This window comes from Flavobacterium kayseriense, assembly GCF_014305095.1.
In the GTDB taxonomy this organism is placed as follows: domain Bacteria; phylum Bacteroidota; class Bacteroidia; order Flavobacteriales; family Flavobacteriaceae; genus Flavobacterium; species Flavobacterium kayseriense.
Genome location: NZ_JACRUI010000002.1, coordinates 248,401 through 260,087, shown reverse-complemented (window position 1 = coordinate 260,087; position 11,687 = coordinate 248,401). Strand labels below are relative to the sequence as shown.

Genomic DNA, 11,687 nt, shown 5'->3' with positions numbered 1-11,687 from the left:
AAATATAAAATTTATTGTTTATTTTTTAGGATAAAAAACTGAACAAATGTTATCTTTACCTCATGAGTTTAATAAAGGATAAACATTGTTCAAGCTGTGGTAAAACTTTTGGTTGTGCGGTTACTGATAGTGAGAATCAATGTTGGTGTTTTGATTATCCATTTATTTTTGACACCAAATCTGAGAGGGATTGTCTGTGCCCTAGTTGTCTAAAGACAAAATGTATTCTTAAAATTGAGCAGTATGTCGAAACAATATCTCCCGAGAATGCACACCAAAATCTAGCCAAAGACTTGCCTAAAACAAACGCTATAATAAACGATATTGATTATTACATAGAGAATGGAAATTATGTGTTTAAGCCATGGTTTCATCTCAAACGAGGTTTTTGTTGTGGTAACAATTGCCGTCATTGTCCTTATCAATTAAAAAACATTTAGAATGATTTATTTTATTACTGGCGGTGAACGCTCAGGTAAAAGTAGTTATGCCGAAAATATAGCTAAAGAATTATCAGCGAATCCAATGTACGTTGCCACTGCTCGTAAATGGGATACTGATTTTCAAAAACGAATTGATCGCCATCAAAAAGATCGTGATGAAAGATGGACCAATATTGAAAAAGAAAAGTTTCTAAGTGAGATTGATTTTTCAGGGAAGGTTGCCGTGATAGATTGTGTTACTTTATGGCTTACTAATTTTTTTGTAGATACTAAAAACGATGTCGAATTGTGTCTCGAGCAAGCAAAGGCCGAGTTTGACGCCATTGCATTTCACGAAAATTCGACTATTATTATCATTTCGAATGAAATTGGGATGGGACTGCACGCTGACACAGCAGTAGGCAGAAAGTTTACAGAATTGCAAGGATGGATGAATCAATATTTGGCTAACAAAGCAAATAAGGTAATACTAATGGTTTCTGGAATTCCAGTAATGATAAAAGGATAATTATGAATTTTGTAACTTCATGGAGTGGAGGGAAAGACAGTTGCTATGCTTTGATGTTGGCCATCGAACAAGGGTTAACACCTAAAGTTTTGCTCAATATGATGAATGAAAACGGCAAAGTGTCTCGTTCACACGGGTTGCCACTATCAATTTTAAAGCAACAAGCTTCAAAAATGCAAGTTCCACTTGAAGGAATTCCTGCAAGTTGGACTGATTATGAAAAGGAGTTTATTGGTGTTTTAAATACGCTTAAAGAAAGCTATGACCTAGATGCCGCAGTTTTTGGGGATATCGATTTGCAAGCACACAAAGATTGGGAAGATAAAGTGTGTTTAGCCGTAAACTTAAAAGCAATTTTACCTTTATGGCAGCAAGAACGAATTGTGCTGGTCAACGAAATGATTGACCGTGGAATTGAAACCATGATTGTTTCTTGCAATAGCTACATGGGCGAGGGATATCTAGGTAGGATTTTAACGAAGGAATTGGCAATCGAATTACAACAACTCGGAATAGATCCTTGTGGAGAAAATGGTGAGTTTCATACGATGGTAATAAATTGTCCTCTTTTTTTTGAGCCAATTGTTCTTCCACAATATAGTAAAAAAACGTACGATAGCTATTGCTTCTTAGTTTGGGAAGAATTCGAGTATCATTAATAAGCAGTACTTAATATGAAAAAGATAAGAACCTTAGACGAAATAATAAAGGCACGTCGCGATACCCGTCATTTTACAAATGATCAGGTTCCGGAATCAGTTTTAACTAAGGCTTTGTTAGCAGGGCAAAGGGCCCCCTCAGTTGGTTTAACTGATGCAACGAGGTATTACATTGTTAAATCGGCAAAAGTAAAAAAAGCGATAAAAGAATTGTTTCTGGATTATGATAAAAAAGCAACCGAGGCTACAGATAATGACACCCAAAAAGAACAATACAAAGCTTTAAAATTAGAAGCAATAGAGGAAGCTCCCCTTGGTCTGATCATTGCTTATGATCGTTCTGTTCTCAATAATTTCACAATTGGAACCGTTGGGAGTTCTGAGGCAATTAAATTTAGTGCGGTCTGTGCTGCTCAAAATATATGGTTATCTCTGACTGAACAAGGTTTTTCGATGGGTTGGGTATCGATTTTGAACTATTACGAATTCAAAAAAATAATAGGTTTGCCAGATCATATTGAACCTCTAGGCTATTTTTGCGTAGGCCAACCAGCCACGAATTATGAAGACCAACCGATGTTGCAGCAATTAAAATGGAAAGAAAAAGAGGAATTACCCATTGTTTCAGAAATTACAAGTGTTGTCGTAAAGGAAAAAGTGGCAGTTTCAACAGCTAAATCACTGGAGTATTCTTTTACTCTAATTGAAGAATTAAAAAATAAGATTGATCAAAAAACAAAGCCACAAGGGTCATTAGGTGTTTTAGAAAAAATGGCCTTGCAAATAGGTACCGTTTTTCAATCATTGAGTCCGCAAATATACACACCAACTATTGTAGTTTTTGCTGCAGATCACGGAATAGCAAACCATGGGATTAGTGCTTATCCTCAAGATGTTACCAGGCAAATGGTTACTAATTTTCTCGAAGGCGGTGCGGCGATTAATGTTTTTTGCGACCAGAACAATATTAGTATCACGATCGTAGATGCAGGTGTAAACTATGATTTTGCATCTAACACTAAACTGATATCCTCAAAAATTGATAAAGGAACACAGTCTTTTTTAGGAGGACCTGCTATGAGTAGAAGCCAAATGAAATTGTGTTTGCAAAAAGGAGGTGAAGTGGTGGCTAATATAGCAAGGCAAGGAAGTAATTGCATCGGTTTTGGAGAAATGGGTATTGGAAATACAGCTACAGCTGCTATACTAATGAGCGTTATTACTGGTTTAACTTTAGATGATTGCATCGGGAAAGGTACTGGAGTCAGTGAACAACAATTCACAAAAAAACAAACCATCCTTAAAGAGGCACTCGAGAATTACAAAGGTCCGCAAGATCTAGAGTCACTAATAACTTATTTTGGTGGGTTTGAGATTTTACAAATGGCAGGAGGAATGCTTGAGGGGTATCAAAATAATATGATCATTTTAGTGGATGGTTTTATAAGTACAGTTGCTTATTTGATTGCTTTCAAAAAGAACCCTTTAATTGTTAGAAATGCGATTTTTTGCCATCAATCAGCTGAAAAAGGACATCAAAAATTACTTCAATATCTTGAGGTGTCGCCTGTTTTACAATTAGATTTAAGATTGGGTGAAGGAACAGGCTGTGCCATTGTTTTTCCTATAATTAAGTCGGCTGTGGCGTTTTTAAATGAAATGGCTAGTTTTGAAAGCGCTGGTGTAAGTAACAAATAAGTACCCATTACAATGAAAAAAGAATTACATATATTTTTTACCGCCTTGATGTTTTACACACGAATTCCGTGTCCCAAAAATATTGACCACAATCCCGATTATTTAAACAAAGCATCTCGATATTTCCCACTAGTGGGTTGGATTGTGGGAGTAGTGGCTTATGCTGCTTTTTATACTTCTACATATTTATTCAATGTGGAGATTGCAGTTGTACTATCAATGATTATATCCATTTTGACTACAGGAGCCTTTCACGAAGATGGTTTTGCTGATGTATGTGACGGTTTTGGTGGTGGTTGGACCAAGGACAAAATATTACTCATCATGAAAGACAGTGCTATTGGTGCCTATGGAGCCATAGGTGTAGTACTATTACTTATATTGAAATTCACCGCGATTGCTACATTATTATCCTCATTTCAAGTAGGAAATATGCAAGCTGCTACTTATGGATTATTACTTTTTGTAACAGCACATTCAATAAGTCGCTTAGCAGCAATATCAATTGTTTTTACACATGTTTACTCTCGAGAGGATGCGTCGAGCAAAAGCAAGCCTATTGCTCAAAGTTATTCGTGGAAAGAGATAGTAGGTGCGCTGTTTTTTGGGCTACTGCCGCTTGCGGTATTAAGTTATTGGCAGTGGCAACTTTGTTTGGTGGTGATTCCAGTATTTTTTTCAAGATTTTTCATGGCTCGTTATTTTCAAAAATGGATAGACGGCTATACTGGAGATTGCCTTGGAGCCACTCAACAAGTGAGTGAGATTATTTTTTACCTATCAATTATTGGATTATGGAAGTTTATTTAGTGCGTCATACAGAAACAGTTTGTGAAAAAGGAGTTTGTTATGGACAAACTGACGTGGGTATTATAGAACCCTTCTTGCCTGTTTTTGATAATATAAAAAAACAACTTCCTGCTGATGCGATTTATTATTCCAGTCCTTTACTTAGATGTAAAATTCTCGCTAATCACCTTTCTAGCGAGGTGCTAATTGATTCCCGCTTGATGGAAATGAATTTTGGTGATTGGGAATTACAAAAATGGGACGCTATTCCTGAGGTAGATTTAAATCCTTGGATGGCTGATTTTGTTACTAAAACGGTACCTAACGGCGAGTCTTTCCTCAACTTGCATAACCGTGTTCTAGATTTTTTAAGCAACCAACTTTTAGTTGAAGAATCGAAACCAATAGTTATTGTAACACATTCGGGCGTTATTAGAAGTATTTTGTGTCAACAAACGAATACGCCATTAAAGGATGCTTTTAACAGTAAGATCGATTTTGGATCGGTTACTAAAATAGAATTATCACCCTTGTAGCTAACTGTAATGTAGATTTTATTCTATTTTTCGATCAGCTTAATAAATGTTAGTTTTCTCTTTATTATATGTTATATTTGCCGCCGTATTGAGGTTGCTTTTTTACTATTATAAAAGAGCATTAAAAGGGAATTAGGTGTATGAATACAGAAAATTGATTTTTAGATGGTACTACCTCTAGAATCTTGGCTCCAAATTCGCAAATCCTAAGCTGTACCCGCAACTGTAAGCTATTAAGCTTGTTGTTATCTACTAAACCATTGTTCGCTACGGCGAATGAGAAGGTGAACAACAAGACGCAAGCCAGGAGACCTGCCTACTACATCGAGTATCAAACTTTCGGGAAAAAAGGTTTGGGTATGGGTCATTCTATGCTTTTCTCCCATTTATTAGTCACGCAACAGCTATAAACTGTTGCCAAATGTTAACAAAATGAACAAAAAAATCGTTCGTATTAGTGCGCTATGTCTATTAGTGAGCGCCTGTACTTTTGCACAAAAAAAAGGAATTGTCCTTCCTGTGTCAAACGAATTAAATGAAGTTGTGATTTCAGATTCGAAATTTGCACTTTCTAAGGAGAAATCAGGAAAAGTAATTGTTAAAATTACAGCCGAAGATTTAAAGAAAAGGCCGGGGCAGTCAGTTGCTTCTATTTTAAGTACAGTTGCAGGTGTCGAAATTAATGGAAATCAAAGCCGAAACGGAAAAGACTTAGGAATGTACATTAGAGGCGGAAGAGGAAACCAGGTTTTAATTATGATTGATGGTGTTCCGGTTACGGATGCTTCAGGAATTGATTTGTCTTATGACTTACGACTTCTTCCTGTTGATCAGATAGAAAGTATCGAAATCATGAAAGGAGCATCAAGCACGCTTTACGGTTCCGGAGCTGCGACAGGGGTGATCAATATTACCCTAAAAAAGGCAGACACAAAAGCTATCGCAGGTGCTGTTTATTTGAACATGGGGACGCAAAATGTTGCCAAGGAAAGTAATAATACTATCAATGATTTTAATCAAGGGTTTTCTTTTAATGGTAAGTCGCATAAGTTCAATTATTTTGCTGCTTTAAACAGTACAGAATCAACGGGTATTTCAGAGGCAAAATCTGCTAGTGAAAATATCGCTTTTGAGAAAGATGCTTTTTCTAGAGTAAATTCGATTGTGAAATTTGGTTTTACACCAAATAAGAAATTATCATTAGATTTTTTCGCGAGTTATGATAAATTAAGAAATGAATTTGATTCAGGTTCTTTTGCCGATAATAAGGATAATTTTTCTACTTCTGAGCAGTACCGCATTGGTTTTTCACCAAAGTATAAGTACAATGGCGGTGAAATTGTAATGAACTCGAGTGCAAGTTCGATTGAACGAGATCTTTTTAACTTTGGAAGTTTCTCTTATTATAAATCAAGAAATATTAATGCTGATGTATTTAATAAGTATAATGTACTTCCAGAATTATTCATTGTAACGGGAGCTCAATTTCAATTTCATGAAATGTCAAATAAAAGTGATTATGCTTTTATACCTGAGGAATTGGCTAAGTTTAATATGTTTGATCCGTATGCTACGGCAGTTTACAATTCTGATTTTGGTTTAAATCTTAATGTTGGTGCACGCTATACAATGCATAGTCAATTTGGAAATAATCTAGTGTACAACTTGAATCCGTCGTACGTAATTCCAAATATGCCTTTAAAAGTACTAGCCTCTTACAGTACTGCTTTTATTGCACCTAGTTTATATCAGCTCTACTCTGAATATGGAGATATAGCATTAGCCCCTCAAAAAGATGCTACTTTTGAGTTAGGTTTAGAAGCTAAATTGTTCAGTAATAAAATTACAGTAACAACAATTGCTTTTTTTAGAGAAGAAGTAGATGCTATTGGATTTGATTTGACCGCTTACGAATATTTTAATGTTTTGGGGAAAAATAAAGTTAGAGGAATCGAAACCATGATTGTTTATGATCTAAGTGACAAAGTACGATTGAATGCTAATTATACTTTTACTGATTTAGAGCGACAATCTAGAATTTTAAATCCTAAAAATAAGGTCAATGCAGGAATCGATGTACAAGCAACTACACGATTAGCTTTTAGTGCGACCTATCAATTTGTGTCGGATAGATATACGGAATACACCACATATCCAGCTCCTGCATTCGTTCCGGTTTTAAACTCTGAAATCCTAAAAAACTACCAATTGGTTAATGCAACTATTCGCTATGTGGTAATTAAAAACAGGTTAAATGTTTTTGCAGCGGCAGATAACTTACTTGATAAAGATTTTGTTGAAGCAAGAGGTTTTAGTACTAGAGGTCGAAACTTTAGAGCAGGTTTAAATATCAATTTCTAAATTTTAACAGCTAGTCAAAAAAAAAAGCTTTGTTTCATGAAACAAAGCTTTTTTTGATATGGGATAATCACGAATTAATAATTATAAAGAATAAAATTAAACTGCTTTCTATTTGTACTCGCAGTGTTTACTTCATTCAATAACAAACATAAATAAACTATTCTGCAAAAGTCTTAAAATTTTATTAATTTTTTTAAATCATTGTGATTATGCTTTTGCGGCACGCGAATTAGAAAACGTTTGATTGTAGAAAAAAGAGTGACAATTTGACATTTTTACAGATTTGGCAGAACTTTTGCCATCCAAAGAAAAGTGCAAAAATGAAGTTTAAGAATATATTTAAAAATACAAGTAATATGGCTGCTGAAAATACAGATATCGATCAGAAAGTAGAAGATGTAACGATGGAAAACAATGCAACTGGAGAGCAAGTTGTTGTTGAGGAATTAACTGTTGAAGAGCAATTAGCGAAAGACTTAGCGCAAGAAAAAGATAAGTTTTTAAGACTGTTTGCTGAGTTTGAGAATTATAAAAGACGTACTACTAAAGAACGTATTGAATTGTTTAAAACAGCAAATCAAGAAGTTTTATTAGCTATGTTGCCAGTATTAGATGATTTTGATAGAGCAATCATGGAAATAGCCAAGTCTGAAGATGAGGTTATGGCTAAAGGTGTTGAACTTATTCATGAAAAATTAAAAAGTACGTTAGTAGGTAAAGGACTAGAAGTAGTAGAAGTAAAAGCCGGTGATACATTTGATGCTGATTTTGCTGAAGCAATTACGCAAATCCCTGCTGCAAATGATAAAATGAAAGGTAAAATTGTTGATGTTCTTGAAAAAGGATACAAATTAGGAGATAAAATTATTCGTTTTCCTAAAGTAGTAATCGGACAATAGTTTGCAAGAGAAGCATGTATAAAGTGCAACTTATCAAAAGAAAAAAATTAAAATGAAGAAAGATTTTTACGAGATATTAGGTGTTGCTAAAGGTGCAGATGCTGCAGCGATTAAGAAAGCCTACAGAAAGAAAGCATTAGAATATCATCCTGACAAAAATCCTGGAGACAAAGCGGCAGAAGAAAAATTTAAGGAAGCTGCTGAAGCTTATGAGATTTTAAGTGATGCTAGCAAGAAAGCCAAATACGATCAGTATGGTCATCAAGCATTTGATGGATCTGGTGGTTTTGGTGGCGGCGGTCATGGAGGTATGAATATGGACGACATCTTTAGTCAGTTTGGTGATATCTTTGGTAGTGCCTTTGGTGGTGGTGGCGGATTTGGTGGCGGTGGCGGTGGTCAACGTCGTACTAAAGGTAGTAATCTACGTATCAAAGTAAAATTAACACTGGAAGAAGTCGCTAACGGTGTTGAGAAAAAAGTAAAAGTGAAGCGTAAGGTGCAGGCGCCAGGTGTTACCTATAGAACATGTAGTACATGTAACGGGCAAGGGCAGGTGATGCGTGTAACAAATACAATTTTAGGCAGAATGCAATCTGCATCTACTTGTCCTACTTGTGGAGGATCAGGTCAAATTTTAGACAAAAAACCAAGCGAAGCAGATTCGCAAGGAATGATACTAGAAGATGAAACAGTTTCGATCAAGATTCCGGCAGGAGTAGTAGATGGGATGCAATTAAAAGTTTCGAATAAAGGAAACGATGCGCCAGGCAACAGTGTTCCCGGAGATTTAATTGTAGCTATCGAAGAATTAGAGCACGAGTGGTTGAAACGCGAGGGCGAAAACTTACACTACGATTTATATATTAGTTTTTCTGAGGCTGTTTTAGGTGTTTCTAAAGATATTGAAGCGATCAATGGTAAGGTGAGAATCAAACTAGAAGAAGGTATTCAATCTGGAAAAATTTTAAGACTTAAAGGAAAAGGTATTCCAAGTATTAATGGTTATGGTAACGGAGATTTACTAGTTCATGTAAATGTTTGGACGCCAAAAACATTGAATAAAGAGCAAAAACAATTTTTTGAAAAAAATATGACGGATGAGAACTTTGTTCCTAATCCAGAGAAATCAGACAAATCATTTTTTGAAAAAGTAAAAGATATGTTCTCTTAATTAAAGAAAATTAGATCATTTGATGCCAATATACAAGCCCATCTTCTTTAAAAGGAAGATGGGTTTTTATGTAACAATTAGTCCCGTTTAGCTACTAATTAGTTACTTTTACAGCATAGAGAATGTGAGAGCCAATGTTGTCAAGTAAATTTAAAAATTCAGCATGAGTAACCTATTAGAAGTCAATAAAGTTGTTAAGCAGTACGGTGATTATGTTGCACTTAACGAAGTTTCATTAACCGTTCCTAAAGGTAGTATTTATGGCCTTTTAGGTCCTAATGGCGCCGGAAAAACCTCCCTTATCCGAATTATCAATCAAATTACACTTCCGGATAGTGGCGAAGTCATACTCGATGGCGAAAAACTACAATCCAAACATGTTCAATATATAGGTTATCTTCCAGAGGAAAGAGGCTTGTATACCAGTATGAAAGTAGGAGAACAATGCTTGTATTTAGCTCAAATGAAAGGGTTGTCTAAAGCTGAAGCTAAAAAGCAATTAGAGTATTGGTTTGATCGCCTAGGAATACAAGGCTGGTGGAACAAAAAAATTCAAGAACTTTCTAAGGGAATGGCTCAAAAAATTCAATTTGTAGTTTGCGTTTTACACAAACCTAAGTTACTGATCTTTGACGAACCCTTTTCAGGTTTTGATCCTGTCAATGCCAATATAATCAAGGACGAAATTTTAGCCTTACGTGATGAAGGAGCTACCATTATTTTTTCGACGCATCGCATGGAAAGCGTAGAGGAATTATGTGATCATATTGCCTTAATTCACAAATCGAATAAATTAATCGAAGGGAAACTAGACGATGTCAAAAGACAATTTAGAACGAATAGCTTCGAAGTAGGTATTCTGTCAGATAATGTTGAAGGATTGATGTATGATATTACACAAAAATTCTCAGTAAGTCCAGCACACTTTAAATCACTTAACAAAGAGCTAAAATTAGAGGTTCAATTAGGCAACTCGATGCCTAACGAATTACTAAATATCTTAACGCAACGAGGTCAAGTAACGCACTTTTTAGAAAAAATTCCTAGCGTCAATGATATTTTTATTCAATCCGTACAGGAAAAGTAAATCCTAAACAAACATATTCCAATCATCATAGTTTAGTTTGGGATTTCATACTTCAAAAAACAACATTATGAGCATTATATCATTAATCATAAAAAGAGAATTTGTTGCTAAGGTTCGCAACAAGTCTTTCATCGTCATGACCTTTCTTAGTCCGCTACTATTTGTGGGTATCGCAGCCTTTGTAGGGTATTTAAGTTCAATGAAAGCCGATACAAAGCAAATAGTCATTCATGACGAATCGGGTTTATTTGTTAAAAATTTCACTTCTCAAAATAGTAAAAAAGGAGCCTACAACTATCTCGATTTATCTGCTGTAGATATTAAGTTTTTAAAAGATAGTATTATTAGCGAGGGATATGATGGATTATTGATAATACCTCAGGCGACAGCTATAAGTGAGTTTGAAACTAAAATTCAATTCGTATCAAACAGCAGTCCTAGTATTTCCTTTATAGAGAATATCCAAGATGTTATAGCTACAAAAATCACGAATCTCAATCTCGAAAACGCTAATTTAGATACGCTAGCGATTCAAAAAGCACAATCAAAAGTTAATATTAGTTTAACAAAAGCTTCTGGTGAGGAAAGTATGAAAGGCCTTAACGAGATTAAAATTGCTATCGGTGGAGGTTTTGGTTATCTCATCATGATGTTTATTATAATTTATGGTAACATGGTTATGCGTTCCGTAATCGAGGAAAAGACCAATCGAATTATCGAAATTATTATTTCTTCGGTTAAGCCTTTTCAGCTCATGATTGGTAAAATAGTAGGAACCTCACTAGCTGGAATTTTACAATTTTTAATTTGGGCTCTGTTGGGACTTTCTTTAATGTTTGCAGCCTCTTATTTCTTTGGCGTCAACGCATCACCAACGGCTAAAATCTCGCCCGAAGCCATGCAACAAGCGCAAAACAGTTTTGCAGGAACAGCCCAGATGTATATTAAAGAGTTATGGAATTTACCTATTGCAACCATCCTTATTTCGTTTCTAATCTATTTTATAGGAGGTTATTTTTTGTATAGTTCATTTTATGCTGCTATTGGTGCAGCGGTCGACAATCAAACCGATTCTCAGCAATTTCTATTGCCGGTAATTATGCCTTTAATGTTAAGTGTTTATGTTGGATTTTTTAGTGTTGTCAATGATCCACATGGCACTATTGCAGTTGTTTTTTCAATGATTCCGCTAACATCACCTATTGTAATGCTTATGAGAATACCATTTGGCGTACCTTTGTGGCAAGTGGCAATCTCAGTAACTTTACTTTTTGCTACCTTTTTTGCTGTTGTTTGGTTTGCAGCTAAAATATACCGTATTGGTATTTTAATGTACGGTAAAAAACCAACATGGAAAGAGTTATATAAATGGCTTCAGTATTAAAACAAAAGGCTTAGGAGCGAATGGCTTGGTTTTTGTCAATTTACAAAGTACCTGCTTTCGCCTTTATCTCACGCTCGCTAAAGAACGGGATCGCGAGGATATCGGCTCTATCAGGGCTAGATTGCCAAGATGATTTTGTACTTGGAGAA

General features: G+C 35.3%; 11 protein-coding genes and 1 riboswitch. All 11 genes read left to right on the top strand.

The annotated features are described in order from the left end of the window. Positions 1-62: 62 nt before the first annotated feature. On the top strand, positions 63-440 hold the full coding sequence (locus H8R22_RS07480; protein ID WP_187009836.1) for a cysteine-rich CWC family protein: 378 nt from the start codon (positions 63-65) through the stop codon (positions 438-440). 1 nt (position 441) lies between these two features. Continuing rightward, complete coding sequence (locus tag H8R22_RS07475; protein ID WP_187009835.1) at positions 442-951, top strand: bifunctional adenosylcobinamide kinase/adenosylcobinamide-phosphate guanylyltransferase; 510 nt, start codon at positions 442-444, stop codon at positions 949-951. Between the two features lie 2 nt (positions 952-953). After that, positions 954-1,610: a Dph6-related ATP pyrophosphatase gene (locus tag H8R22_RS07470; protein WP_187009834.1), complete on the top strand. Its 657-nt coding sequence runs from the start codon at positions 954-956 to the stop codon at positions 1,608-1,610. 15 nt (positions 1,611-1,625) lie between these two features. Beyond that, a complete protein-coding gene (gene cobT, locus H8R22_RS07465; protein WP_187009833.1) occupies positions 1,626-3,308 on the top strand; it encodes a nicotinate-nucleotide--dimethylbenzimidazole phosphoribosyltransferase in 1,683 nt (560 codons plus the stop codon). 12 nt (positions 3,309-3,320) lie between these two features. Beyond that, a complete protein-coding gene (locus tag H8R22_RS07460) occupies positions 3,321-4,118 on the top strand; it encodes an adenosylcobinamide-GDP ribazoletransferase (RefSeq protein ID WP_187009832.1) in 798 nt (265 codons plus the stop codon). After that, positions 4,103-4,633 carry an alpha-ribazole phosphatase family protein gene (gene cobC, locus H8R22_RS07455; RefSeq protein WP_187009831.1) on the top strand — a complete coding sequence of 177 codons (531 nt, stop codon included), beginning with the start codon at positions 4,103-4,105 and terminating at the stop codon, positions 4,631-4,633. Before H8R22_RS07460 ends, cobC begins: the two co-directional genes overlap by 16 nt. A 73-nt stretch (positions 4,634-4,706) precedes the next feature. Further along, positions 4,707-4,967: riboswitch (cobalamin riboswitch) on the top strand. A 98-nt stretch (positions 4,968-5,065) separates the two neighbouring features. Beyond that, a complete protein-coding gene (locus tag H8R22_RS07450) occupies positions 5,066-6,994 on the top strand; it encodes a TonB-dependent receptor plug domain-containing protein (RefSeq protein ID WP_222616903.1) in 1,929 nt (642 codons plus the stop codon). Between the two features lie 320 nt (positions 6,995-7,314). Next, positions 7,315-7,893 (top strand): nucleotide exchange factor GrpE, encoded by a 579-nt coding sequence (locus tag H8R22_RS07445; RefSeq protein ID WP_187009830.1) that lies wholly within the window; start codon positions 7,315-7,317, stop codon positions 7,891-7,893. Positions 7,894-7,945: 52 nt separating this feature from the next. Further along, a complete protein-coding gene (dnaJ, locus tag H8R22_RS07440; RefSeq protein WP_187009829.1) occupies positions 7,946-9,067 on the top strand; it encodes a molecular chaperone DnaJ in 1,122 nt (373 codons plus the stop codon). A 163-nt stretch (positions 9,068-9,230) separates the two neighbouring features. Continuing rightward, positions 9,231-10,154 carry an ABC transporter ATP-binding protein gene (locus tag H8R22_RS07435; RefSeq protein WP_187009828.1) on the top strand — a complete coding sequence of 308 codons (924 nt, stop codon included), beginning with the start codon at positions 9,231-9,233 and terminating at the stop codon, positions 10,152-10,154. A gap of 67 nt (positions 10,155-10,221) precedes the next feature. Further along, positions 10,222-11,538, top strand: coding sequence for an ABC transporter permease (locus H8R22_RS07430; protein ID WP_187009827.1), 1,317 nt, complete (start codon positions 10,222-10,224; stop codon positions 11,536-11,538). The last annotated feature ends 149 nt before the right edge of the window (positions 11,539-11,687 follow it).